The 24,638-nt window shown below is 67.5% G+C and carries 26 protein-coding genes and 2 riboswitches; of the genes, 9 read left to right on the forward strand and 17 right to left on the reverse strand.

Features of this window, described 5'->3' with window-relative positions:
- Positions 1-91: 91 nt before the first annotated feature.
- The 6 genes from DT343_RS01965 to gcvT form a co-directional block, all read right to left on the reverse strand.
- Positions 92-496 (reverse strand): PGPGW domain-containing protein, encoded by a 405-nt coding sequence (locus DT343_RS01965; RefSeq protein WP_112861546.1) that lies wholly within the window; start codon positions 494-496, stop codon positions 92-94.
- 211 nt (positions 497-707) lie between these two features.
- A complete protein-coding gene (locus tag DT343_RS01970; RefSeq protein WP_181669103.1) occupies positions 708-1,625 on the reverse strand; it encodes an SDR family oxidoreductase in 918 nt (305 codons plus the stop codon).
- A gap of 66 nt (positions 1,626-1,691) precedes the next feature.
- A complete protein-coding gene (gcvPB, locus tag DT343_RS01975; protein ID WP_112861548.1) occupies positions 1,692-3,260 on the reverse strand; it encodes an aminomethyl-transferring glycine dehydrogenase subunit GcvPB in 1,569 nt (522 codons plus the stop codon).
- A gap of 12 nt (positions 3,261-3,272) precedes the next feature.
- Entirely contained in the window at positions 3,273-4,619 is a 1,347-nt protein-coding gene (gene gcvPA, locus DT343_RS01980) for an aminomethyl-transferring glycine dehydrogenase subunit GcvPA (protein WP_112861549.1), read from the reverse strand.
- A 135-nt stretch (positions 4,620-4,754) separates the two neighbouring features.
- Positions 4,755-5,120 carry a glycine cleavage system protein GcvH gene (gcvH, locus tag DT343_RS01985; protein ID WP_112861550.1) on the reverse strand — a complete coding sequence of 122 codons (366 nt, stop codon included), beginning with the start codon at positions 5,118-5,120 and terminating at the stop codon, positions 4,755-4,757.
- Positions 5,121-5,131: 11 nt separating this feature from the next.
- Positions 5,132-6,244: a glycine cleavage system aminomethyltransferase GcvT gene (gene gcvT, locus DT343_RS01990; RefSeq protein WP_112861551.1), complete on the reverse strand. Its 1,113-nt coding sequence runs from the start codon at positions 6,242-6,244 to the stop codon at positions 5,132-5,134.
- A 55-nt stretch (positions 6,245-6,299) separates the two neighbouring features.
- A riboswitch (glycine riboswitch) is annotated at positions 6,300-6,384 on the reverse strand.
- Positions 6,385-6,387: 3 nt separating this feature from the next.
- Positions 6,388-6,485, reverse strand: a riboswitch (glycine riboswitch).
- A 105-nt stretch (positions 6,486-6,590) separates the two neighbouring features.
- Here gcvT and DT343_RS01995 point away from each other — a divergent pair.
- The 3 genes from DT343_RS01995 to pncA all read left to right on the forward strand — a co-directional run bounded on the left by DT343_RS01995 (position 6,591) and on the right by pncA (position 9,349).
- Positions 6,591-7,628: an alpha/beta hydrolase gene (locus tag DT343_RS01995; protein ID WP_112861552.1), complete on the forward strand. Its 1,038-nt coding sequence runs from the start codon at positions 6,591-6,593 to the stop codon at positions 7,626-7,628.
- A 135-nt stretch (positions 7,629-7,763) separates the two neighbouring features.
- Positions 7,764-8,729 (forward strand): class 1 fructose-bisphosphatase, encoded by a 966-nt coding sequence (locus tag DT343_RS02000; RefSeq protein ID WP_112861553.1) that lies wholly within the window; start codon positions 7,764-7,766, stop codon positions 8,727-8,729.
- Complete coding sequence (gene pncA / locus DT343_RS02005) at positions 8,729-9,349, forward strand: bifunctional nicotinamidase/pyrazinamidase (protein ID WP_112861554.1); 621 nt, start codon at positions 8,729-8,731, stop codon at positions 9,347-9,349. The genes DT343_RS02000 and pncA overlap by 1 nt, the downstream gene beginning before the upstream one ends.
- A gap of 7 nt (positions 9,350-9,356) precedes the next feature.
- Here the strand turns inward: pncA and DT343_RS02010 are convergent, their stop codons facing one another.
- The 8 genes from DT343_RS02010 to xseA all read right to left on the reverse strand — a co-directional run bounded on the left by DT343_RS02010 (position 9,357) and on the right by xseA (position 17,685).
- Entirely contained in the window at positions 9,357-10,646 is a 1,290-nt protein-coding gene (locus DT343_RS02010) for a DinB/UmuC family translesion DNA polymerase (RefSeq protein WP_258522477.1), read from the reverse strand.
- 60 nt (positions 10,647-10,706) lie between these two features.
- Positions 10,707-11,717: an adenosine deaminase gene (locus tag DT343_RS02015; protein ID WP_112861556.1), complete on the reverse strand. Its 1,011-nt coding sequence runs from the start codon at positions 11,715-11,717 to the stop codon at positions 10,707-10,709.
- A 36-nt stretch (positions 11,718-11,753) separates the two neighbouring features.
- Complete coding sequence (gene argS / locus DT343_RS02020) at positions 11,754-13,556, reverse strand: arginine--tRNA ligase (RefSeq protein WP_112861557.1); 1,803 nt, start codon at positions 13,554-13,556, stop codon at positions 11,754-11,756.
- The gene (locus DT343_RS02025; RefSeq protein WP_112861558.1) at positions 13,556-14,242 is read right to left on the reverse strand and encodes a Tat pathway signal sequence domain protein; all 687 of its coding nucleotides are present in this window, start codon (positions 14,240-14,242) and stop codon (positions 13,556-13,558) included. Before DT343_RS02025 ends, argS begins: the two co-directional genes overlap by 1 nt.
- Before the next feature lie 120 nt (positions 14,243-14,362).
- On the reverse strand, positions 14,363-14,806 hold the full coding sequence (locus DT343_RS02030; protein WP_055804066.1) for a PaaI family thioesterase: 444 nt from the start codon (positions 14,804-14,806) through the stop codon (positions 14,363-14,365).
- A 74-nt stretch (positions 14,807-14,880) separates the two neighbouring features.
- Positions 14,881-15,447, reverse strand: a complete 567-nt coding sequence (locus tag DT343_RS02035) for a DUF3035 domain-containing protein (protein ID WP_017505319.1) — start codon at positions 15,445-15,447, stop codon at positions 14,881-14,883.
- Positions 15,448-15,518: 71 nt separating this feature from the next.
- Positions 15,519-16,025 carry a signal peptidase II gene (lspA, locus tag DT343_RS02040; RefSeq protein ID WP_055804071.1) on the reverse strand — a complete coding sequence of 169 codons (507 nt, stop codon included), beginning with the start codon at positions 16,023-16,025 and terminating at the stop codon, positions 15,519-15,521.
- 64 nt (positions 16,026-16,089) lie between these two features.
- Complete coding sequence (xseA, locus tag DT343_RS02045) at positions 16,090-17,685, reverse strand: exodeoxyribonuclease VII large subunit (protein ID WP_112861559.1); 1,596 nt, start codon at positions 17,683-17,685, stop codon at positions 16,090-16,092.
- Positions 17,686-17,749: 64 nt separating this feature from the next.
- On the opposite strand from xseA, the gene DT343_RS17415 reads away from it, so the two are divergent.
- The 5 genes from DT343_RS17415 (at position 17,750) to DT343_RS02065 (ending at position 20,203) form a co-directional block, all read left to right on the forward strand.
- Positions 17,750-17,911: a hypothetical protein gene (locus tag DT343_RS17415; RefSeq protein WP_165115848.1), complete on the forward strand. Its 162-nt coding sequence runs from the start codon at positions 17,750-17,752 to the stop codon at positions 17,909-17,911.
- A 16-nt stretch (positions 17,912-17,927) separates the two neighbouring features.
- Positions 17,928-18,359: a hypothetical protein gene (locus tag DT343_RS02050; protein WP_112861560.1), complete on the forward strand. Its 432-nt coding sequence runs from the start codon at positions 17,928-17,930 to the stop codon at positions 18,357-18,359.
- Positions 18,360-18,432: 73 nt separating this feature from the next.
- Positions 18,433-19,707 carry a phosphoribosylamine--glycine ligase gene (purD, locus tag DT343_RS02055; RefSeq protein WP_112861561.1) on the forward strand — a complete coding sequence of 425 codons (1,275 nt, stop codon included), beginning with the start codon at positions 18,433-18,435 and terminating at the stop codon, positions 19,705-19,707.
- A 32-nt stretch (positions 19,708-19,739) separates the two neighbouring features.
- Positions 19,740-19,940: a hypothetical protein gene (locus DT343_RS02060; RefSeq protein ID WP_017505325.1), complete on the forward strand. Its 201-nt coding sequence runs from the start codon at positions 19,740-19,742 to the stop codon at positions 19,938-19,940.
- The gene (locus DT343_RS02065) at positions 19,928-20,203 is read left to right on the forward strand and encodes a type II toxin-antitoxin system RelE/ParE family toxin (protein WP_112861562.1); all 276 of its coding nucleotides are present in this window, start codon (positions 19,928-19,930) and stop codon (positions 20,201-20,203) included. Before DT343_RS02060 ends, DT343_RS02065 begins: the two co-directional genes overlap by 13 nt.
- A gap of 3 nt (positions 20,204-20,206) precedes the next feature.
- On the opposite strand, the gene DT343_RS02070 is transcribed toward DT343_RS02065, so the two are convergent.
- Complete coding sequence (locus DT343_RS02070) at positions 20,207-20,899, reverse strand: murein L,D-transpeptidase catalytic domain family protein (RefSeq protein WP_039245408.1); 693 nt, start codon at positions 20,897-20,899, stop codon at positions 20,207-20,209.
- 114 nt (positions 20,900-21,013) lie between these two features.
- Between DT343_RS02070 and DT343_RS02075 the strand changes: the two genes are divergently transcribed.
- On the forward strand, positions 21,014-22,339 hold the full coding sequence (locus tag DT343_RS02075; RefSeq protein WP_112861563.1) for a metal-dependent hydrolase family protein: 1,326 nt from the start codon (positions 21,014-21,016) through the stop codon (positions 22,337-22,339).
- Here the strand turns inward: DT343_RS02075 and lpxK are convergent.
- Together lpxK and DT343_RS02085 are read right to left on the reverse strand one after the other, a co-directional pair.
- Complete coding sequence (lpxK, locus tag DT343_RS02080; protein WP_112862543.1) at positions 22,324-23,340, reverse strand: tetraacyldisaccharide 4'-kinase; 1,017 nt, start codon at positions 23,338-23,340, stop codon at positions 22,324-22,326. The genes DT343_RS02075 and lpxK overlap by 16 nt on opposite strands.
- Entirely contained in the window at positions 23,337-24,629 is a 1,293-nt protein-coding gene (locus DT343_RS02085; protein ID WP_112861564.1) for a 3-deoxy-D-manno-octulosonic acid transferase, read from the reverse strand. Before DT343_RS02085 ends, lpxK begins: the two co-directional genes overlap by 4 nt.
- Positions 24,630-24,638 lie beyond the last annotated feature (9 nt).

Genomic DNA, 24,638 nt, shown 5'->3' on the forward strand with positions numbered 1-24,638 from the left:
GCGCAGACAGAATACGCCCGACTCGGGAGACCGGTGTTCACGATCCTGTGGTTAGCGGTTGCAACAACGCAACCGCGAAGTCAGGCGGCGACTAGCGGAAGAGCTTGCGGAAATAGCGCCGGACGCTCTTACGGCCGCGCGAGAGGCGACGGCTGGAGCTTTTGGTCACGATCTTCTCTGCCCGCAGCGCCTGTTGCCAGAAGACGGGCGCGAACTCGGGCTTCTTCCGCATCAGGCGACGGAAGGGATAGACCCATTTCGGCCGCGCATATTGGGCGCGAATGAACTGGCGCTTGGCCCAGAACGAGCTTTTCAGGATCAACATCAGGCCGACGGCGATGACGGGAATGCCGCCCGGGCCGGGCAGGGGGGCGATCAGAATGCCCAACAGCACGACGAACAGCCCGCCGATCATCAGCGCCCAGCGTTTGACGACGCGCAGCGTGGAGGCGCGCGGCTTGTCAGAGCGGATGAAGGGAACAGGGAGTGAGGTCACGAATAAGCCAGGTGGGGAGGAGGATCGTCATGACAACGGTCGCCACGGACGCGCGATCCCTCGTCGGGAAAGGAAAAGGCGACCGTGACGACCTTGCCACAAGACCCCTTAACGCCCTGCGTCCATGGCGGATGGATGTCCGGCGGGTGAAGCTTTGGTCATGAAGGGACGATCGCTGCGCGCCGTGGCGCGACGGACACGCCCCGCGCCGTCAGCCGTAGGCCACGCCCGTCAGACGTTCCGATTCCGACCACAGACGCCTGGCCACATCGACGTCCCTGGCCTGGCGCTTGATCACCGTGACGCCTGGCGGGCCCTTCATCTCTTGAAAGCCGGTGGGGCCGTAATAGCCGCCGGGCGTCGGGTCCGGCAGGGTCGCGGCCATCAGGATCGGCAGGGCGCCGTCGGCGGCCGAATGGCTGAGCACGGCCTCCAGCAGCCGGGCGCCGCGCGCGAACAGGCCCGGCTTGCCGGCATGGCCGTTGGCGATCAGGTCGGTGCGGGCGAAGCCGGGATGGGCCGCCACGCTGGTCAAGCCCCAGCCGTGCGTGTCGCTGCGGCGTTGAAGCTCCAGGGCGAACATCAGCATGGCCAGCTTGGATTGCTGATAGACCGGCCACGGGCTGTAGTGGCTTTGATAGTTCAGGTCGTCCAGGCGGATATGGCCGCTGCGGTGGGCGACGCTGGACAGCTGGACCACGCGGGCTTTTGCCCCGATCAGCAAAGGCAGCAGGCGGCCGACCAGGGCGAAGTGGGACAGGTAGTTGGTCCCGAACTGCATCTCGAACCCGTCGACGGTGGTCTGGCGCGTCGGCAGGGCCATGACGCCCGCATTGTCGATCAGGATGTCGATGGGGCGTCCCGTCGCCAGATGGCGCTCGGCGAAGGCCTGGACAGAGGCCAGGCTGGCCAGGTCCAGCAGATCGAACCGCACGGCCGCGTTCGGATGACGAGACCGGATCAGCCGTTCGGCCTCGGCCCCCTTGGCGGGATTGCGGGCCGCCAGCACGACCTCGGCGCCCTTGCCGGCCAGCACCAGGGCGGTCTCCAGCCCCAGCCCGCCGGTCGCGCCGGTGATGATGGCCAGTCGGCCGGAAAGGTCGGGGATGTCGTTGGTCGTCCAGGTCATGGCCATGACCTAGCGACGGATCAGCGCCGCGTCAGCCCCTTCCCGCAGGAAGGGGCGACTTCGGGATCAGGCCGCCTTGTTGGAGCCTTCCGGCGCGGTCCAGCGCAGAACCGGCGAACGGGCCGCGCGGGTTTCGTCCAGACGTTTCAGCGGCGCGTGGAAGGGTGCGCCCTTGAAGCGATCGACATCGCCCGCCTTGGCCGCTTCGGCCAGGGCGCGCATCGCTTCGATGAAGCGGTCCAGTTCGGCCTTGGACTCGGTTTCCGTCGGCTCGATCAGCATGGCGCCGTGGACGACCAGGGGGAAATACATGGTCATCGGATGGAAGCCCTCGTCAATCATCGCCTTGGCGAAGTCGAGCGTGGTGATGTCCGTGCCCTTCAGCCATTCGTCGTCGAACAGGGCCTCGTGCATGCAGGGGCCGTCGGGGAAGGCGGCCGACATCAAATCACCGAGCCGGGCCTTGATGTAGTTGGCGTTCAGGACGGCGTCCTCGGCGACCTGACGCAGGCCGTCGGCGCCGTGCGACATCATGTAGGACAGGGCGCGGGTATACATGCCCATCTGGCCCTGGAAGGCGCACAGACGGCCAAAGGCTTGCTCGGCCTCGTCCTCCTCGCGCTCGATCAGGCGATAGCCGCCGTCGTCGTGCACGACCCACGGAGCGGGGGCGAAGGGGGCCAGGGCTTCGGACAGCACGACCGGACCCGCGCCCGGACCGCCGCCGCCGTGCGGCGTCGAGAAGGTCTTGTGCAGGTTGATGTGCATCGCATCGACGCCCAGGTCGCCCGGACGAACCCGGCCGACGATGGCGTTGAAGTTGGCGCCGTCGCAGTAGAAATAGGCGCCGGCCTCATGCGTCAGGCGGCTGATCTCCAGGATGTCGCGCTCGAACAGGCCGCAGGTGTTGGGATTGGTCACCATGATGGCGGCGACGTCGTCACCCAGCTTTGACGCCAAGTCGGCGACGTCCACGCGGCCGTCCTCGGTCTGGGCCACTTCGACCACCGAATAGCCGACGAAGGCGGCGGTGGCCGGGTTGGTGCCGTGGGCGCTGGTGGGCACCAGAACCTTGCGGCGCTTCTCATGCTGGCCCGACGCCTCGTGGGCGGCGCGGATCGCCATCAGACCGCACAGTTCGCCGTGGGCGCCGGCCTTGGGCGACAGGGCGACGGCGGGCATGCCGGTCAGGGTCTTCAGCCAGTGGGCCAGGGTGTCCATCAGCTCCAGCGCACCCTGAACCGTCGAGATCGGCTGCAGCGGGTGGATGTCGGAGAAGCCGGGCAGGCGGGCCATCTTCTCGTTCAGGCGCGGGTTGTGCTTCATCGTGCACGAGCCCAGCGGATAGATGGCCAGGTCGATGGCGTGGTTCTTTTGGCTCAGGCGCACATAGTGGCGCATGGCTTCGGGCTCGGACAGGCCGGGCAGGCCGATCGGATCCTTGCGGACCAGGTCGCCCAGATCGGAGCCGTCCGTCTTGGGTTCCGGCAGGTCGACGCCGGTCTTGCCCCAGCCGTCGCCCTCGAAGATCAGGGCCTCGTTCTGCAGCAGGCCGCGGCCGCCGGTCAGGGTGGCGGGCTTGGTCGGGACTGCGTTCGGGGCGGTCGGGCGGCCGACGGTGTTCATGGTGCTCATGGTCAGTATCCCTTAGGCGCCGAGGACTTTGGAGAGCGACTTGGCGAGGATCTGGATGTCGGCATCCAGGGTCGTCTCGGTCGCGGCGACCAACAGGACGTCATCCATGCCGGCTGCGGGGGCCAGGCGGCTGTAGGGCACGCCGGCCAGGATGTGGTGGGCGGCCAACTGATCCACGACCTCGGCTGCGTTCCTGGGCAGGCGCACCGCGAACTCGTTGAAGAAGCGGTCGGTCAGGATTTCGACACCCGGAATGGCGGCGAGGGCGTCACGCGTCGCGACGGCCTTTTCGTGGTTCAGCAGGGCCAGTTTGCGCAGGCCCGTCTCGCCCAGAAGGCTCATGTGGATGGTGAAGGCCAGGGTGCACAGGCCCGAGTTGGTGCAGATGTTCGACGTCGCCTTGTCGCGGCGGATGTGCTGCTCGCGGGTCGACAGGGTCAGGACGAAGCCGCGCTCGCCGTCGGCATCCACGGTCTCGCCGGTCAGGCGGCCGGGCATCTGGCGGATCAGCTTCTCGCGCGTGGCGAACAGGCCGACGTAGGGACCGCCGAAGTTCAGGGCGTTGCCGATCGACTGGCCTTCGGCGGCGACGATGTCGGCGCCCATCTCGCCGGGCGATTTCAGCAGGCCCATCGACACGGCCTCGGTGACCACGACGATCAGCAGGGCGCCGGCGGCGTGGGCGGCCTCGGCGATTTTCGTCACGTCGGTCGCCGTGCCGAAGACGTTGGGGGTCTGAACCACGACGCAGGCCGTGTCGGGACCGATCTGGTCGATGACGGCGGCCTCGGCGTCGACGGCGGCGGGCAGGGCCAGGGTCTCGACGCCGACGGCGTGGACCACGGTCTCGGTCGCCTTGACGTAGTGCGGGTGGACGCCGCCCGAGATCACCGCCTTGTTGCGACGGGTCACGCGGGTCGCCATCAGCACGCCCTCCGCCATGGCGGTCGAACCGTCGTAGAGGCTGGCGTTGGCGACCGGCATCCCGGTCAGGTTCGCGACCTGAGACTGAAACTCGTACAGATATTGCAGCGTGCCCTGGGCGATTTCCGGCTGGTAGGGGGTGTAGCTGGTCAGGAACTCCGAGCGCTGGATCACGTGGTCCACCGTCGCGGGGACGTGGTGCTTGTAGGCTCCAGCGCCGCAGAAGAAGGGCATGGCGCCGGCCGTGGCGTTCTTGGCCGCCATGGCGGACAGGGCGCGCTCGACCTCCAGTTCACCTGCGACGCGCGGCAGATCGACGGGGCCGTCCAGACGGGCGGCCTGGGGCACGTCCACGAACAGATCATCGATGGATTTCGCGCCGATGGCGGCGAGCATCGCCGTGCGGTCGTCGGGCGTCAGGGGGAGGTAACGCATTGCCGGTTTCCTTCACCCGTCATCCTCGGGCTTGACCCGAGGACCGGATGTTGTGCGGCTCGTGCGTCAAAGGCTTCGCACGAGTGGTTGATTGTCCGGCCCTCGGGTCAAGCCCGAAGGTGACGGAGTTTGAGATTAGAGAGTGGAGAGGAAGGCGTCGTAGGCGGCCTGGTCCATCAGGGCGTCCAGCTGGGAGGCGTCCGAAACCTTGATCTTGGCGAACCAGCCGTCGGCCTCGGCGCCCGAGTTAACGGTTTCCGGGGCGGTCGACAGGGCGTCGTTGGCCTCGACCACCTCGCCCGAGACGGGGGCGTAGACGTCCGACGCCGCCTTGACGCTCTCGACCACGGCGAAGCTGTCGCCCTTGGAGACGGTCTTGCCGACTTCAGGCACCTCGACGAACACCACGTCGCCCAGGGCGTCGGCGGCGTGTTTGGAGATGCCGACGGTGGCGATGTCGCCGTCCAGGCTGACCCACTCGTGATCCTTGGTGAACTTCATGGTCTGATCTCTCAGGCTTTGGGTTTGCGGTAATAGCGTTGAGCCACGAAGGGCATGGCGACGACTTCGGCGGCGGCGGTCTTGCCGCGCACGATGACCTTCAGCGCCGTGCCCAGGGTGGCATGGGCCGGCGGGACGTAGCCCATGGCGATGTTCTTGCCCAAGGTGGGGGAGGGGCCGCCCGAGGTGACCTTGCCGATCACGGCGCCGTCGGCGTCGGCGATCTCGGCGCCTTCACGGGCCGGGGCGCCTTCCTTGACGATCAGGCCGACGCGAACGCGCGAGGGGCCGTCGGACAGTTCCTTGAGGATCCGGTCGGCGCCGGCGAAGTCCCCGCGTTCCTTGCGCGACTTGGACAGGGCGAAGGTCAGGGCGCCTTCGACCGGCGAGGTGGTCGGGTCGATGTCATGGCCGTGCAGCGGCAGGCCGGCTTCCAGACGCAAGCTGTCGCGGGCGCCCAAGCCGATCGGCTTGACGCGGGCGTCTTCCAGAATGGTGTTCCAGATACGCTCGGCCTGGTCCGCCGGGACCGAAATCTCATAGCCGTCTTCGCCGGTGTAGCCCGAGCGAGACACATAGCAGTCGGCGCCGAACAGCATCAGGCGGGCGCATTCCATGAAGCCCATTTCAGCCAGGATCGGCTCGTGCGCGGCCATGACCTCGGCGGCTTCCGGCCCCTGGATGGCGATCAGCGCGCGGTCCAGCACCGTCAGCTTGGCGTCGCCTTCAAGGTTCGCCTCCCAGAAGGCGAAGTCCTCATCCTTGTTGCCGGCGTTGACGACGACGAACAGGCCGTCGTGATCCGGCCGTCCGGCCATCAGGTCGTCGATGACGCCGCCGTCCTTGTTCAGCAGCAGCGAATACTTCTGCTTGCCGGCCTTCAGGATCGCATAGTCGCCGGGCACGAACCGCTCGAACTGGGCTGTCGCGTCCTCGCCGGTGATCTTGCACTGGCCCATATGGGAGACATCGAAGAGACCGGCGTGTTCCCGCGTCCAGCGATGCTCGGCCAGAACGCCTTCATACTGGACCGGCATGTCATAGCCGCCGAATCCCACCATGCGGGCCCCCAGCGCGCGGTGCGCGGCGTTCAGGGGCGTGGTCTTCAGGGTCTGGTCGGTCATGGTTCAGGCTTTCACGGTCGCGTGTTGTGGCGGAGCTCCGCCGTCCTCGCGCCCCCGCTGTCCTGAAGCCTGAGAGATTCCGGCGACCAAATCATGTCGCCTTGCTCCGTCGGCGCGCCCGAATGGGCGACTTTCCAGCGTCCTTATGCTTCGCGGTCCGTTTGCCTGAGCGTTTCCGGGGCGGTTGCGCCTTCGGCGTCGAACCCTGTTTCCAGCGCCCGATCTCTCCCGCGAGAGCATGCGACCTAAGGCATCGACTCAAGCGCCAAGTCAAGCGGGCCGGGAACAAGGATGCGTGCGGCGGGTTGTCATTCCGAACCCCGAAACCAAACCCAGGAATGCCAAAATGTCCATTATAGACAAGCTGTTCGGCGACAACGACAAGCCGCGCGACACCCCCGCCAAGGCCGACGGCCCGATGCAGAAGGTGCTGGACGAGCTGGCGTCTCTCGGCGGCAAGCCGATTGAGACCCTGTCGCCCGAGGAAGCTCGCCAGCAACCGACCCCGACTGACGCGGTGAAATCGCTGTTGCGCAAGGACGGCAAAGACCCTAGCGACGACATGGGCGTCAAAACCAGCGACATCACCATCCCCGGCGCCGCCGGCCCGATCCAGGCGCGCATCTACAAGCCGCACGACCATTCCGAAGACAAGCTGCACCCGGTCGTCGTCTATTTCCACGGCGGCGGCTTCGTGATCGCGGATCTGGACGTCTATGACGGCGGCCCGCGCGGCGTGTCCAAGATGGCCGATGTGATCGTGGTCTCGGTCCATTATCGCCAGGCCCCGGAACATCATTTCCCCGCCGCCCACGACGACGCCCTGGCCGCTTATCGCTGGGTGCTGGAGAATGCGCAGACCTTCCGCGGAGACCCGCAGAAGGTGGCGGTGATGGGCGAAAGCGCAGGCGGCAACCTGGCCATCGGCGTGTCAATGATGGCGCGCGACGCCGGCCTGGCCGCGCCCAAACATCAGGTGCTGGTCTATCCGGTCGCCGGCGTGGACATGGACAATGAGTCGTACGTCGAGAACGCCGACGCCAAGCCGCTGAACAAGCCGATGATGAAGTGGTTCGTGAAACACATCTTCGCCAACGAGGCCGATTCTCAGGACCCGCGCATCAACATCGTCGAGAAGGCGAACCTGTCGGGCCTGCCCTCGACGACGGTGATCTGCGCCGAGATCGATCCGCTGCGCACCGAGGGCGAACTGCTGGCCGAGAAGCTGGAGCAGGCGGGCGTCGATGTGCGTCACAAGACTTTCAACGGCTCGACGCATGAGTTCTTCGGCATGGCGGCGGTCGTGCCAGATGCGGCGGCGGCCCAGACCTTCGCCGCCCACGAACTGAAACGGGCCTTCGGTACGGCGATCCTGCCGATCTGATCCAACGAGACGCCGAAAGATAAGGAAGCGCCCCGGCTTTGGCCGGGGTGTTTTCGTTGTCGCCTCGCCCTGCCGCCTTGCCCTGGGGCCTATCCCCCGCCAAAACGGCGCAACGCCCAGAACCGGACTGCTCGCATGACCCGCACACGCCTCGACGCCCATATCGCCGCCCTGGATGCGCCCGAGGGGCTGAAGACGGTTCTGGCCGTGGTCGCCGCCACCTGCGCGGACATCAGCAAGGTCGTTGCGGGCGGCGCCCTGGCCGGGGCGCTGGGCGCATCGGGTCAGATCAATGTGCAGGACGAGGAGCAGAAGAAGCTCGACGTCATGACCAACGACATGCTGACCGAGGCCCTGCTGGCCAGCCCGGCCGTCGCCGGCGTCGCGTCGGAAGAAATGGACGAGGTCCAGCCGGCCTCCAATCCGGCCGGCGACTATCTGGTGCTGTTTGATCCGCTGGACGGCTCGTCCAACATCGACATCAACGCGCCCGTCGGCACCATCGTCTCGGTGCTGAAGTCCGCGACGGCGACGCCGACCGAGGCTGATTTCATGCAGCCCGGCCGCAATCAGGTCGCCGCCCTTTACGCCGTCTATGGGCCGCAGACCATGCTGGTGCTGACGACGGGCGCGGGTGTGAAGGGGTTCACCCTGTCGAACGACGGCGACTGGATCCTGACCCATGACGACATCGCCATTTCGCCGGACACCAAGGAGTTCGCCATCAACATGTCGAACCTGCGCCACTGGGCCGAGCCGGTGCAGACCTATGTCGGCGACCTGCTGAAAGGCGACGAGGGGCCTCGGGCCAAGAACTTCAACATGCGCTGGGTCGCGGCCATGGTCGCGGATGTTCACCGTATCCTGATGCGCGGCGGGGTCTTCCTCTATCCCTGGGACCGGCGCGAGCCGAACAAGCCGGGCAAACTGCGGCTGATGTACGAAGGCAATCCGATGGCCTTCCTGGTCGAGCAGGCCGGCGGCAAGGCGACGACGGACGGACGCCAGGCCATTCTGGACGTGCAGCCCGAGCATCTGCACCAGCGCATCCCCGTCGCGCTCGGCTCGGCCAACGAGATCGACGCCTACGCAGGCGTCTGATGAGCGACGCCCTTCTGGTCATCGATCCGCAGAACGACTTCTGTGAAGGCGGCCGTCTGGCGGTGGCGGGCGGCGCGGGGATCATGCCGCTGATCAACCGGCTGTCGGCTCGGTTCGACCGGGTGATCGTGACCCAGGACTGGCATACGCCGGACCAGATCAGCTTCGCCTCCAACCACCCCGGCACGGCGCCCTTTACTGAGATCGAGGTCGCCTACGGTCGCCAGATGCTTTGGCCGGATCATTGTCTTCAGGGCACGCCCGGCGCCGACTTTCATCCTGATGCAGCGCCGACGGTCGACAAGGCCGTGGCCGTGATCCGCAAGGGCTATAATCCGGCGGTCGACAGCTATTCCGGCTTCTTCGAGAACGATCACCGCACCCCGACGGGGCTGTCCGGCCTGCTTCGCGAACTGGGCGTGACGCGCGTTTTCCTGTGCGGTCTGGCCTTCGACTACTGCGTCCGCTTCACCGCCGAAGACGCGGTTCGCGAGGGGTTCGAAACCGTAGTGATCGCCGACGCCAGCCGGGCCATCGCGCCGCAAACCGAGACGGCGGCCCAAGACAGTTTCCGGGCCTTGGGCGTGGCGGAGATCGCCGGGGCGTCCCTGCTGAGCTAGGTGTGGCTCACTCCCAGAAATCCTCGGCCTCGGGGATGCGGGTGAAGGCGATCTTGGCGCCGATGTAGTCGGGCAGGCCGGCCTTGGGGCCGATGCTGACGGTGTCCTTGCCGTAGCGGCGGTTCAGCGCATCCAGCGCCTGGGACAGACGAAGAGACGGGGCCTCGCCGTCCTGATCCGGTCCGGCAGCGAACAGGTCGGTCTCGAACGCGCCGCGGGATTTCAGGCCGTGCACCCCGACCCCGACATAGCTCAGACGTCCCGCCTCCAGCTCCGGCTCGACCTTGCGCCACAGACTGTCGAGCGCGGCCAGAAGGGCGAAGGTGTCCTGTGTCGGCGCGATGGGACAACTCATGGCTGCGGTTTCCCAGCCGCGACGGCCGCTTCGGGGCGTCGCCTTCGGCCCCATGTCGAGATGCAGGGTCAGGCTGGCGCCGGTCAGGCCCATGCGCCGCAGGCGGGCTCCGCACTTGACCACCAGCCGCCGCGCCACGGCTCGCGCCTTGTCCGGGGTCCGCATGGCCTGGGCCAGGACGTGGCTGTGGCTGATCGAGGCGGGCGGTTTTTCCGGGGTCGGCTCGCTGTCCAGACCGTGCAGGCCGCGCCAGATGCGTTCGCCCTCGATGCTGTTCCAGACCGCCCGGGCCTGTTTCGCGCTCATGTTCCAAAGGTCGGCCGTGTCGGTGACCCCCGCCGCCTGCAACCGGATTTGCATGCGCGAGCCGATGCCTGGATACTTCGACAGCGGCAGGCCCAGCAAGGGACCGGGCAGTTCGTTGGCGCGCAGCACCGTCAGTCCGGCGGGCTTCTGCATGCCGCAGGCGGTCTTGGCCAGGAACCGCGACGGCGCCAGCCCGACGGACGACCGCAGACAGTCGCCGACGTTTTGCAGGATGCCCGCCTGAATCCGCCGGGCCAGGGCGACGGCGTTCGCCTCCAACCGTTCTGGACCCAGCAACTCGCAGGAACATTCGTCGATCGAGCCGACCTTCCACACCGGCACATGGCGGTCGATCTCGGCCATGATTTGCTGATGGATTTTGACGTAAAGGTCGGGGCGCGCCTCGGCGACGATCAGGTCGGGGCACAGTTTGCGCGCCTCGGACACCCGCATCCCGGTGTGAACGCCCCAGGCCTTGCTCTCATAGCTGGCGGCGATGGCGCCGGTGTATTCGCTCATCGCCGGCCGAACGATGACCGGCTTGCCCCGCCAGTCCGGGTTCATCTGCTGTTCGACGCTGGCGAAGAAGGCGTTCAGATCGACGAACAGCCAGCGGAGGTTCGCGCTGTCTTCCACCGGTGATCCTGTCCGCTCCATCTGCGGAACATATCAGGAACAAAGTTGAGTCGAAAGGCGTCAGTGCCCCGCCGCGTAGGCCTCCACCTCATCCAGGTAGGCCGCCTTCTCCGCCTCGCCCAGGAAAGACCCTTCGAAGCTGTTCTTCGCCAGTTGCGTCACCTGATCGCGTGTCAGGCCGACGGCCTCAGCCAGCCGGCTGTAGTTGTCATTCACATATCCCCCAAAATAGGACGGGTCGTCCGAGTTCAGGGTGACGTGCAGGCCCCGGCGCAGCATCTCGGGCACGGGATGGGCCTTCAGATCATCGACCACGCACAGTTTCAGGTTCGACAGAGGGCAGACGGTCAGGGTCATCTGCTCGGCGACCAGCCGCTGGACCAGGGCCTCGTCCTCCATGGAGCGATTGCCGTGGTCCATCCGGTCGATGTTCAGCAGGTCCAGCGCCTCGTGCACATAGGCTGGCGGGCCCTCCTCGCCCGCGTGGGCGCACAGCTTCAGGCCCAGCTCACGCGCGGCGGCGAAGACGCACTGGAACTTGGACGGCGGATGGCCGACCTCCGACGAATCCAGCCCCACGCCGATGAAATGGTGCAGATAGGGTTTGGCCGCCTCCAGCGTCGCGAACGCTTCCTCCTCGGTCAGGTGGCGTAGGAAGCTGAGGATCAGGCCGCTGGACACGCCCAGCTCCGCCTTGGCCCGGTCCATGCCTGCGATCAGCCCCTCGACCACCACGCCGAACGGCACGCCACGGTCGGTATGGGTCTGGGGATCGAAGAAGATCTCGGCGTGGCGCACATTATCCGCCGCCGCGCGCTGGAAATAGGCGAAGGCCAGATCCTCGAAATCCTGCCGCGTCAGCAGGACGGCGGCCCCCGCATAATAGATGTCCAGAAAGTCCTGCAGGTTCGAGAAATCATAGGCCGCCCGCACCGCCTCGACGCTGTCATAGGGAATGGACACGCCGTTCCGCTGCGCCAGCTCGAACATCAGCTCGGGCTCCAGCGAGCCCTCGATATGCAGGTGCAGTTCGGCCTTGGGCAGGCCAACGATATAGGCGTCGAGCGACATGGGCGATCTCCGGGAGGATGTCGCCCCGTCTATACCCTACATCCGCTCCGGCGTGTCGATGCCCAGCAGATTCAACGCGATTTCAAGCTGGCGCAGAGCCGCAGCGGACAGGGCCAGACGCGAGCGTTTGGTCGCTTCGTCCGGCGCGATCAGCACGGGGCAGGCGGCGTAGAACTTCGAGAAGGACTGGGCCACGCGATAGGCGTGTTCGGCGACCAGATGCGGCATCCGCTTGTCGTAGGCGTCCGACACGGCCGTCGAGAAGGCGTCCAGCGTCAGGGCCAGATCGCGCTCCGCCGGTTCGGCGATGACGATGGCACCGGACGTCAGCCCCTGTTCGGCGCCCTTGCGCAGCAGGGATTTGATGCGGACAGATTGATACAGCAGATACGGTCCGGTCTTGCCCTCGAAGCTCATGAAGCGGTCGAGATCGAAGACGTAGCTGGTCGTGCGCGCATTCGACAGGTCGGCGAACTTCAGGGCCGCGATGGCCACCTTGTGCGCGATGGCCTCGAACTCTTCCGGCGAAAGGTCGTCGCCCAGCTTGGCCTCGTGCAGGCGCTCGCGCGCCTTTTCGGTCGCCTGGTCGATCAGGTCGCGCAGCTTCAGCACCCCGCCCGCGCGGGTCTTGAAGGGCTTGCCGTCCTGTCCGTTCATCGTGCCGAAGCCGAGATGCTCCAGCGCGCCCTGTTCGGCGTAACCGGCCAGATAGGCGGCGCGGAACACCTGTTCGAAATGCTCGGCCTGGCGTTCGTCGACGACGTAGAGGGCCAGGTCGGGCGACAGAGCCTTTTTGCGGTCCAGGATCGTGGCCAGGTCGGTCGTGCCGTACATGGCCGAGCCTTCCGAGCTGATGACCAGCAGGGGCGGGGGCGAGGGGGCCTCGATCACCGAGCCGTCGGCCAGCTTTTTCTTGCGCGTCTCGCCGGGCTTGGCGACGTGAACCACCTGGGCGCCGTCGTCCTCAACCAGCAGACCAGTCTCTTTCAGGTGCGCCAGCATTTCCGGCATCTGCGGATCGGCGTCGCTTTCGCCGTTCCACAGGTCGAAATCGACCGACAGGTCGCCGTACTCGCGCTTCAGCGCCTCGCGGCTGACCGCCACGAAATGCTGCCAGAGCGCGCGATAGCCGGGACGGCCATTCTGAAGTTCCGCCGTCGCCCTGCGGGCGCGATCGCGGAAGGCCGGATCCTCCTTGGCCTTGCCGGCGGCCTGCGGATAAAGGCGGTCCAGATCGGCCAGGGTGACCGGGCTTTCGGCCGGGAAGGGGCCGTCACCTTCGGCCATGAAGGCTTCGGCCAGGCCCTCGTCGCCGCAGGCGACGATCAGCAGGCCCATCTGGAAGCCCCAGTCGCCGAAGTGGGCGTCGCCGGTGACGTGGTCGCCGCGGAAGCGGAACAACCGCTTCAGGCTCTCGCCGATGATGGCGCTGCGCAGGTGGCCGACGTGCATCGGCTTGGCGACGTTGGGACCGCCGTAGTCGATGACCACCCGGCGCGGCTCGGCCACGGTCGCGGCGCCTGCATGGTCTCCGTCGTTCGCCACCTCGGTCGCCCGTTCGGCCAGCAGCGCGTCGGAGAGCTTCAGATTGATGAAGCCCGGTCCCGCCACTTCGACCGAGGCGAAGCGGGCATCCGCGCTCAGGCGCTCGGCGATCTTGCCGGCCAGTTCACGCGGATTGGCCTTCAGCGCCTTGGCGGCGGCGAGCGCGCCATTGGACTGGAAATCGGCCAGGTCGGGGCGGTCCGACGGGGTAACGCGGGCCAAGGCCGCGTCCACGCCTTCGGCGGCGAAGGCGGCGGCGACCGCTTCGCTGAGGACGGTCTTCAGATCAGACATTATTGGCTCGGTGCGGAAGCAGGCGAGGGCGCGGCCGGCGTCGTGCCGGCGTTGACGCGGAAGCGGCTGCCCGAGCGATTAAACTCAGCCATTTCCGGCGTCACGTCGAAACCGACCAGGATTTCGAAGTTGCTGCCGCTGGTGTCGATCCCAGCGCGTGGAATGACGATGGTGCGCTTTTCGGTGACCGAGGCGGTGCGCTGGCCTTCGAAGTTCACCGGCAGGTCGAAATATTCCTTGGACAGGATGGCGTTGTTCCGCTCGGTCACCGCAATCCAATAGCGGTAGGTGCGCTGCTCGCCCGTCGCCTGCGGGCCGCGGCCCAGGTTGAACAGCACGTCCATATCGACGCGAATCGGATCGGCCTCGCGATATTCGCAGTCCGAAGAGATGCCTTCGATCTCGCCGGTGTAGCCGACATTGGCCACGGCGGCGCGGCCGCCTTCCAGTTCGACGTAGCGGGCGGCGTCGTAGAGAATCTTCACATAGGGGCAGGGGCCGGCGTTGGCGCGGCGACGCAGGGGTGCGATGCGCGGCGCGCGCGACGGCGCGGCGTCTTCACCCGAGGCCTGCTGCTGTTGCCCGCCGCGCTCGCGTTGACGCTGGGAGGTCTGGGCCTCGGCGGCGACGGGCAGGACGGAGGCCGTGATGGAGAGGGCGGCCAGGGCGGTGAACACGCGACGCATCAGCTTATTTTTCCGACAGCGAGAGAGGGCGCACGACGATCGGCGGCCGATCATCAACGCTCGCCGCTGATAGCGGCTAAAGCGAGGCGCGGCAAACGCTTGCTGCCCTCAGCGCTGTCCTCAACGTTCCATGACCAGGCATGTCGAGGTTGCGGTCGCATAGAGCTTGCCGTCCAGGCCGCGCAGATCGGCCTCCGAGAAGGCCGCGCGCCGACCGGCCTGAACGATCCGGCCCTCGGCCCGAACCGGCGTGCCGGCGGTCAGCGCCTTGTGAAAGACGGTCTTCAGTTCCAGCGTCGTATAGGTCTGGCCCGGCCGAAGCGTCGAATGCACGACGCAGCCGCAGGCCGAGTCGAGCACCGTCGCGATCCAGCCGCCATGGACCGTGCCAAGCGGATTGTAGACGGCGGTGGTGGGGATGGCCTCGAACACCACCCGGCCTTCTTCCACTTCGGTCAGTTCGAAACCGACGGTGCGGGCGATGGGCGCGATGAAGCCGCCCGTCATGCCCAGACGCAGTTGGTCGATCCCGGACAGGGCGGCGATATCGACTGTTTCGGTCATGCAAACGGCTCCTGATCAGGTCCGTTTACAATAAGGACGGACGCTGCCGTGGCAAGCGCCCGTCGTATCAGTCTTTACAGGCCCGGCAGCTTGAAGCCGTTGCTGCGACGCGGCTGGATCGTGATGGCCTGCTGGCCGCCGGTCAGAGCCTGAAGGCGGGCGGCCTCGGTCGAGGCGTCGATGGTCTTCTGGCCTTCGGCGGTCTGGCGGACCGTAGGGGCCTGGGTCGAGGCGTCGTCCTTGCGCCAGAACATCAGGCGGTTGGCGAAGCTTTCGTCCTTGTGCGCCAGATCGCCGAACTCGTCATCGACGACGTAGCGGGCCAGGGGGTCGGCCTGGTCGCCGCCGGCCTGGGCCACCAGGACCTGCTCGCCCGGCGTGCGGGTGACGGCCTGACGCTGACCCAGAAGGATCTGACGCGCGGCGCTTTCGGGGGCCAGTTCCTGCGGGCGCGGCTGGCCGGGCGCGGGCGGACGCAGGCCGTATTCCGGCGGAATGCTGAGCGGGGCGGTCGAGACGGTCACGAACTCGTCCGGCACCACCTTGGTCAGGCCGATGCCCTGTTTGATGCTTCCGCAGGCCGAGACGGCGAGCGCGGAGGAGGCGACGAGGGTCAGGACGGCGACACTGCGGATACGCATGGTTTCAGGCTCTGGTCGGCTGATGCAGGAAGCGCCGCGATGGCGCAGTCGGCATAGTGAAGACGAGGTGATTACGACTTTTCGACGGCCGCGCCAACCTTGGCGGGTTTGTCAGACACCAGACTGTCGATGATCAGCAGCACGACGCCGATGGTGATGGCGCTGTCGGCGACGTTGAACACCCAGGGAAAGACGCCGGTGCCCGAGAAGTCGATGAAGTCGACCACATAGCCGAAGCGGATCCGGTCGATCACATTGCCCAGCGCCCCGCCCATGACGAAGCCGATTGCGGTGATCAACAGGCGTCGGTTCGACTGGGTCGCCCACCAGGCCAGGCCGGCCGAGACGACGATGGAGAAGATCGCCAGGCCCCAGCGCGCTTCGCCCCCGCCGAACAGGCCGAAGCTGACGCCGGTGTTCTCGACCCAGCTGAAGTTCAGGATCGGCGGGAAGACGGGGATGCGGCCGACTTCCTGCAGCGACAGGCCGCTGATGATCCAGGCCTTGGTCAGCTGATCCAGGACTATGATCAGGAGGGCGAACACATAGGCGGTGACGGCGAGGCGCGTGATCTTCATGCGGCGCCGTTAGCAGGAAGCGGCGCCGGGGCGAAGCGGAAAACGCGGATCATATCCGCCGCCGTCAGAACAGGCTGCCCTGATCGGCGGCGGTCGGCTTCGGCTTGGCCGCCGGACGCGGCGGGGACGGACGGGGTTCGCCGCCGTCGATCGTCGCCGGCTGAACGCCGTCGCTGAACACCAGCCGGACCGCCTGACCCGCCTCCAGCGCCTTGGCCGAGGTGATCCAGGCGCCGTCCGAATCTTCCACACGCGCGAATCCGGGCTTGGGACGCCCGGGGTCCAGGGTCGTCAGCGCGCGAGACAGCGCCGCCAGGCGATCGGCTTCGCGCTCCAGTCGGCGGGGCATGACCCCGTCCAACCGCGCGCCGACGGCTTCAAGCCGGGCCTGACGCTGATCCAGCCGCCGATACAGCGGTTCGGGCGACAGGCGGGCCGACACCTGCAACAGCCGCCGCTCGCCGCGCGCCACGCCGGCCTGAAGCGCGGCGCCCAGCCGGTCGCTCGCGCCGCGCAGCCGATCCTGCCCCCGCTCGATCCGGGTGCGCAGCAGGGTTGGGCTCAGCTTGCCGCCCGTCACCGCCAGATGCCGCTCGTGCAGGGCGACATTGCGTTGAAGACCCGATCCCAGCCGGCTCGACACATGGTCCAGCCGCTGCTGCGCCAGGGCCAGCAGGTCCTCCGGCCGCGCCGGCAGGCCGCGCGCCACCGCCCGCAGGCGCGTGCGTCGATCCTCGATCAGCCGTCCGCCCGCCTGCACCATGCGCCGATCCATGTCGGCGACGGCGTAGCGCAGGTCCGCCAGCACCGGCGTCGCCATTTCGGCAGCGCCCGTCGGGGTCGGCGCCCGGCGATCCGAGACGAAATCGATCAGGGTCGTATCCGTCTCGTGCCCCACGGCCGAGATGATCGGAATGCGCGCCGCCGCCACGGTCCGCGCCAGGCCTTCGTCGTTGAAACACCACAGGTCCTCGACCGACCCGCCGCCGCGCGCGACGATCAGCAGGTCCGGGCGGGGGATCGGCCCGTCGGCGGTCATCGCATCAAAGCCGCGAATGGCGTTCGACACCTGACCGCAGGCCGAATCGCCCTGAACGACCACGGGCCAGACGATGACGCGACAGGGCCAGCGTTCCGCGATCCGGTGCAGCACGTCACGGATCACCGCGCCGGTCGGGCTGGTGATCACGCCGATGGTCGCGGGAAAGGCGGGCAGGGGCTTCTTACGCCCTGGCTCGAACAGCCCTTCCTCACGCAGGCGGACCTTCAGCCGCTCCAACTGGGCCAGCAGGGCGCCGGCGCCAGCCGCCTCCATGCTCTCAATCACGATCTGATAGGAGGACCGCGCCGGATAGGAGGTGATCTTGCCGGTGACGATGACCTCCAGCCCCGCTTCGGGCTGAACGCCCAGGCCGCGCACCGACCCCTTCCACACCACGCCGTCGATGGCCGACTTGTCGTCCTTCAGCGTCAGATAGATGTGGCCCGAGGCGTGGCGGTTCACCTTGGAGACCTCGCCGCGTAGCCGCACATGTCCAAACCGGTCTTCCAGCGTGCGCTTCAGCGCGAACGACAGTTCCGAGATCGACAGGGGCGGATTGTTGTCGCGCGGGGCAGGGACCTCGGCCGGGCCTTCGAATACGTAGGAGTCGTCGCTCATGAAGACATCCTAGCCTGCGTCGATCCGCCCGGGAACGCTGCGCGCGCCCTGCCGTTCGACTTTCATGGCCGCCGACCCGCCCGGAACCGATCCTTCTGACCGCGACCCGCATGAGCGCGATCTGTCGCGCCGCGCCGGGGGCGGCGGCGCCATGAGCCCGTGGCTGATCATCGGCTGCATCATTCTGCTGGGTTTGGGCGTCTATGTCGTTTCGGCCCTGCTCTAATGCCCAAGGAGGCCGTATGAACCGCATCGTCCCGCTCGCCGCCATTCTGTGCCTGACCGGCGGCGTCGTCGCCTGCTCGGATCGCGACGACGATGTGGTCCAGGCCCCTGCGCCGGGCGCAGCGCCCGTGGCCTTGCCGGATCAACAGGTGGACGCCGCCGCCTCGAACGCCGCCCTGGCCTTTAACATGACCCGCGATCAGCTGGAGGATGCAGACCTGTATTCGCGCGCCAACGCCGATCTGGGCGATGTCGAAACCCTGGTGCTGGATGCGTCGGGCGCCCTGACCCATCTGGTGATCGAGTTGAACGGGCCGGGCGACATGAAGGTGCGGGTTCCGGTCGCGGACGTGTCTCCGATCGACCGCAACGGCGACAGGGATCTGGTCACCGATCTGACGCCCGGCCAGCTTCAGGCCCTGCCGTCGTGGACCCCGCCCGTTCGCTGATGGAACGCCGAATGCGGCGTTAAGTCTGACGGGCGCTTGACCGGCCGGCGCCGGCCGGTCATTGCCCGGTCTCATGAACATTCTTCTCGTCGGATCGGGCGGCCGCGAACACGCCCTGGCCTGGAAGATCGCCCAGTCGCCGCTGGTCACGCGCCTGGTCGCCGCGCCGGGCAACCCCGGCATCGAGAAGCTGTGCGAGCTGTGCGCCGTCAAGGCGGACGACGCCGACGGCCTGGCCGCCCTGGCCAGAGAGATCAAGGCCGATCTGGTCGTTGTGGGGCCCGAGGTGGCGCTGGCCGCCGGTCTGGCTGATCGTCTGGCCTCGGCCGGCATCCCCTGTTTCGGGCCGACCGCAAAGGCGGCGCAGCTGGAAACGTCAAAGGCCTTTTCGAAGGGCTTCCTCGACCGCCACGAAATCCCGACCGCCGGCTACGGCGTCTATGACACGGTCAAGGACGCCAAGGCGGCGCTGGACGTGTTCCGGCCGCCCTATGTGATCAAGGCCGATGGCCTGGCCGCCGGCAAGGGCGTGGCCATCAGCCCCGACCTCCCCGACGCCGAGGCCGAAATCGAGCGCATGCTGGGCGGCCGGTTCGGTGCGGCCGGCGCCCGCGTCGTGATCGAGGAGTTCATGGACGGCGAGGAGGGCTCGCTGTTCGCCCTGTGCGACGGTCAACGCGCCCTGCTGTTCGGCGGCGCCCAGGACCACAAGCGCGCCTTCGACGGCGACCTTGGCCCCAACACCGGCGGCATGGGCGCCTATTCGCCCGCGCCCGTCTTCACGCCCGAGCTGGTGCAGCAGGCCGACGCGCTGATCGTCCAGCCGACGATCCGCAAGATGGCCGAAGAGGGCGCACCCTATCGCGGCGTTCTCTACGCCGGCCTGATGGCGACCGAGGACGGCCCAAAGGTGGTCGAGTTCAACGCCCGCTTCGGCGACCCGGAATGCCAGGTGCTGATGATGCGGATGGCGGGCGACATCGTGCCCTATCTGCTGGGCTGTGCGCGCGGTGACGTCTCGGGCCTGGCTTCGCCCGCCTTCAAGCCTCAGACGGTAATCTGCGTGGTCATGGCGGCCAAGGGCTATCCCGATAGCCCGCTGGAAGGCTCGATCATCCGCGGCGCCGATCAGGACTTCGGCCCCCATGTCCAGGTCTTCCATGCTGGGACCAAGCGCCGCGACGACGGCTTGCTGGCCGCCTCGGGCGGCCGCGTCCTGAACGTCTGCGCCGAGGGCGACGACATCGCCGAGGCCCGCGAACGCGCCTATGCCGCCATCCGCAAGATCGACTGGCCGGGCGGCTTCAACCGCTCCGACATCGGCTGGCGGGCGCTGGACCGGGGCTGACCGTATCGGCGGGATGTGATAGAGTCTCGCCTATGGCGCATCCCGCATCCCACGATGAAGACGAAGAGCCCGGCATCTTCGACATCCCCGACGACGAGGCCGACGAGGCGGCGACGCTGCGCGGCCTTGCCGACATCGAGGCGGGACGGATCATCAGTCATGAGGCGATGAAGCGCTGGCTTCTGTCGTGGGGAGCGGACAATCCGCTCCCGCCGCCGAAATGCGGCGAGTAGTCTGGACCGAGCAAGCTCGGGAAGACCTGATCGCCATTCAATCCTATGTGCAGGGCTTCAGCCTTCCCGCTGCGATCCGTCTGGCCGTTCGTCTAATTGATCTGGCTGAAAGCCTGAATGCCTTTCCCGACCGTGGCAGGCCGATCAGGCATGGGCTTCGCGAGGCTGTTTCGATCCGCCCCTATGTGATCCGATACGCTATCCTGGCTGACGAAATCCGCATCATCACCATCCGCCACTCCGCCCGACGGCCCGAGCGCTAGGCCTTAAGCCGCCGCGAACAGCAGCCGGCCCTCGCCCATGCGTTCGCGCAGGGCCGGCAGGTCGGTGTGCGCGACCGAGAAACAGCCGTAGCTGCGACCCAGCTTGCCTTCGCGCGCCAGGAAGTCGGGATCGGCATAGTCGGCGCCGTGGACGATGATGGCCCGCTCGCGCGCCTTGTCGTTGGAATATTCCAGCCCGTCCAGCAGGACGTTCGGCCCCTGTTGCGCGCCCCAGTTGGCGCCCGCCGTCGCATAGGCGCCGATCGAGGACATGTTGGAATCCGGCGTGTTGGAAAAGCGCTGGGCATAGCCGGTGTGGCTGGGGTCCGATCCCCGGCCGTGGCAGGTGCGCAGCACCTTAACTTCACCCGCGATCAGGTCGACTTCGTACAGCCGCTCCTCGCCCGAAAACTTCTGGAAGTCGACCAGATACATCCGGTCACGCAGAGGCAGGCGGTGATGGTGGGTATCCAGCGCGGTCATGGCGCGCTCCATCAGGTCCTTGCGAACGTGACCGCGCGGATCCAGCGGCGGCGGCGTCAGGGCGGAGGTCTGGACCGTGGGCAGACCGACCTGCGGCATGGCGATCGGAGTTCCGTTCTGAGCCGTCGTCAGCGGCGCCGTAGCGCTCGCGCTGGCGCATCCCGCCAGCATGGCCGATCCACCCAGAATAAGTCCTCGTCTCGATAGCCGCATGCGACGCCCTCGTTGCGGTTGGTCTTGAGGCGTGTTTGTTTCAGTTGGTTACGGGCGAGGCAACCTGAGCCTTGTGGGGCATTTTTGCGGCCGACGCGTCGCGGGGAGTTATCGATGAAACGTTTTGGAATCGCGCTGGCGGCGCTGATGGCGTCGGCGGTAAGCGCTCACGCGCAGCAAACCCCCGTAGCCACAGGCGTTTCGACCCAACCCGACACAACGTTCGTTGAAGCCGGAAGGTTGCTTGCGGATCCGTCGAACGGCGTTGTGCAACGCGATAAAACTCTCGTGATCAGAGGGAACCAGGTCGTTGACGTGCGCGACGGCTTCGTCGGCGACGCGTCGCAAGGCAAGGTCGTGGACCTGCGCCAGGCTTTTGTCCTGCCCGGCCTGATCGACAGCCACGTCCATTTGACGAGCCAGCAAAACCCGAACGCACGCCTTGAAGAGGTGACGCTTTCAGATGCGGATCAGGCGATGGTCGGCGCCCGCTACGCGCGTCGCACCCTGATGGCCGGCTTTACGACGGTGGCGGATCTGGGCGCCTCGAACCAGGCCATCTTCGCCCTGCGAAACGCCGTCAGGAATGGCGACGTGCCGGGACCGCGCATCATTGCGGCGGGGTCGTCGGTGTCGATCCACGGCGGGCATGCCGACATCAACGGCTATCGCGAGGACGTCATGCACCTGCTGTCGTCCGAGAGCATCTGCTCGGGACCTGAGGACTGCATGCGGGCCGTGCGCACCCAGGTTCGCGCCGGCGCCGACATCATCAAGATCACCGCGACGGGCGGCGTGCTGTCCAACACCGCCGCCGGCCTGAACCAGCAGTTCAGCGACGATGAACTGTCAGCCATCGTTGGCAGCGCCCACCGCATGGGCCGCCAGGTGACAGCGCACGCCCACGGGGTGGACGGCATCAACGCCTTCCTGCGGGCCGGCGGCGATTCCATCGAACACGGCACCTATCTGGACGATCAATCGATCCGCCTGTTCAAGTCGAACGGCGCCTGGCTGATCCCGACCCTGCTGGCCGGGGATTTCGTGGCGCGCATCGCCTCGGGACCCGACAACTTCTTCACCCCCGCCCAGACGGCCAAGGCGCTGGAAGCCGGGCCCAAGATGCTGGACATGGCGCGCCGCGCGCATGAAGGCGGGGTCAAGATCGCCTTCGGCACCGACTCGGGCGTCTCGGCCCACGGGGACAACGCTCAGGAGTTCGCGCTTCTGGTCCGCGCCGGCCTGAGCCCGCTCGAGGCCATACAGGCCGCCACCGTCGGCGCCGCCGAACACCTGCGCATCGCCAATGAGGCCGGGAAGATCGCCGAGGGCATGCCCGCCGACATCGTCGCTGTGTCGGGCGATCCGCTGACGGATGTGACCGAGCTGGAGCGGATGAAGTTCGTGATGAAGTCCGGCGTCGTCTATCGCGCCGACTGAATCCGGTCGTTCAGGAAGGCGACGAAAGCCGCCTCGTCCTCGAACCGGGCGACGACTGGCCATGCTGTGACACGCGCGCGCTGGTCGGGCGTCAGCCGGACCCAGTCCTTTTCCGTCGTAACCAAGCCAGCGTCGAACACCGCCGCCCGGTCGGTCAGGAACGTCATGTCGGCGTCGCTATAGGCCGCGTGGTCGGGGAAGGGGACGAAGTCGACCAGGTCGCAGCCCGCCGCCTTCAGCGACCGCTCGACCTTCCACGGCTTGGCGATGCCGGCGAACCCGACCTGAGGCCCGGACGGCGGCGGCCCTTCGGGCGTCAGGCGCGCGACGAAGAAAGGCAGGGCGCCGAACACCGCCAGCAGTTCGGGATCGGCGTCTTCGACATCGGTCGGCAGCATGACCACCACGGCGTCGGCGCGCGCCAGCCCGGCCTTCAGCGGCTCGCGCATCGGACCCGACGGAAAGACCGAACCGTCCCCGAACGGCCATTCGTCACCGCGCGTTTCGCCGTCCACGACGATCAGGCTGACGGTCTTTGTCAGGGCCGGGCTCTGATGGCCGTCGTCCAGCACCAGAGCCTGCGCCCCCTCCGCGACGGCGGCCTTGGCGCCCGCCACACGATCGCGCGCGATCCAGACCGACGACCCCTGCGCCAGCATCAGCGGCTCGTCCCCGACATCGTCGGCCGTATGGATTTGAGGATCGACCCGGACCGGCCCTTCCAGCCGCCCCCCATAGCCGCGCGACAGGCCTCGCGCCTCCACCCCCGCCGCCCTCAGCAGCCGCAGGGTTTCGCGCGCGACCGGCGTCTTGCCCGATCCGCCGACCGTCAGATTGCCGACCGAAATGATCGCGCAGCCGGGGTCGGCGGGGACCGTCTTTGCGATCCGACGCGCCGTCACGGCGGCCCAGACCCAGCCCAGCGGTTTCAGCGCCGTGCGCGTCATTCGGGCGTGGTTGCTGTCGCGCACATACCACCAGCGCGGCGTGTTCAGCTTCATCGCCGGCCCTGCCCCCGCGGCATCAGCGGCGACAGCAGCGCCCACAGTCGCTCCAGCCCGCCTCCAGCTTCGACAGCCGCGCGACGCCCGCGCTCGCCCATGGCCTTGGCCGCGTTCAGGTCTTCCAGCAGGGGCTCGATCACGCCGGGCAGGTCGGACGGCGCCTGAACCAGGGCCAGGCCGCCCGCCTCGACCAGGGCCGCCGTCACCGGCGCCCAGTTCGACGCATCCGGCCCTGTAATCGTCGGCTTGCCCAGCCGCGCCGGCTCCAGCGGATTATGCCCGCCGACCGGCGGCAGGCCGATGGCGGGCGCGAATGAGCCGCCCATGACCACCACATCGGCGAGGCGCAGGAACAGGCCCATCTCGTTCAGGGTGTCGGCCAGATAGATGTCGGTGTCCGGCCCGATCGTCTCGCCGCGCGAACGCATGGCGAAGGCGTAGCCGTCGCGTTGCAGGGCCTGGGCGATGTGCGCCCCCCGCTCGGGATGGCGTGGCGTGAGGATCAGGCAGACACGCTCGCTCAGATGGTCCAGCGCGCGCACGATGGCGATCTCTTCGCCTTCATGGGTGCTGGCGGCGACGATCACCGGCCGGTCGCCGATGGCGGCGCTCAAACGGTTGAAGGCGGCGGGGTCGTGCGGCAGGGCCTCGCCGGACAGTTTCAGGTTCACCAGACCGTCGATCCGCGCGCCCATGCCCTCCAGCCGCTGGGCCGAGACCGCATCCTGCGGCAGAATCAGGTCGAAGGCGCCGGTCAGCGCCCGCGCCGAGGCCGGAAACCGCGCCCAGCCCTCTACCGTCTTCTCGGTGATCCGTGCGCTGACCAGGGCCAGTTTCACGCCTCGCTGTTTCGCCTCAAGCAGCAGGTTCGGCCACAGTTCGCTTTCGACGAAGACCGCAAGGGCTGGCCGCCAATGGTCCAGGAACCGCTCGACCACGCCGGGGGCATCGACCGGCGCATATTGGTGGATCACGCCCGATGGCAGGCGTTCGGCCAGAATCTGCGCCGAGGTCACGGTGCTGGAGGTGACCAGAACGGTCAGGTCCGGCCTCGCCTTCGTCAGCCGCTCGACCATGGGCAGCAGCGACAGGCTCTCGCCGACACTGACGCCGTGCAGCCAGACCAGATCACCTTCGGGGCGCGTGGTGCGGGTGAAGCCCATCCGCTCGTCCACCCTCACCGGGTCTTCCTTGCCCCGCCTGGCGCGCGCATCCAGCAGGCGCGGGGCCAGGGGCTCCAGCGCGCGCGTCGCCAGCCGATAGGCGATCAGCGGCAGCGGCGTCACGGCTGCATC

Source organism: Brevundimonas vesicularis (assembly GCF_900445985.1).
Lineage (GTDB): Bacteria > Pseudomonadota > Alphaproteobacteria > Caulobacterales > Caulobacteraceae > Brevundimonas > Brevundimonas vesicularis_D.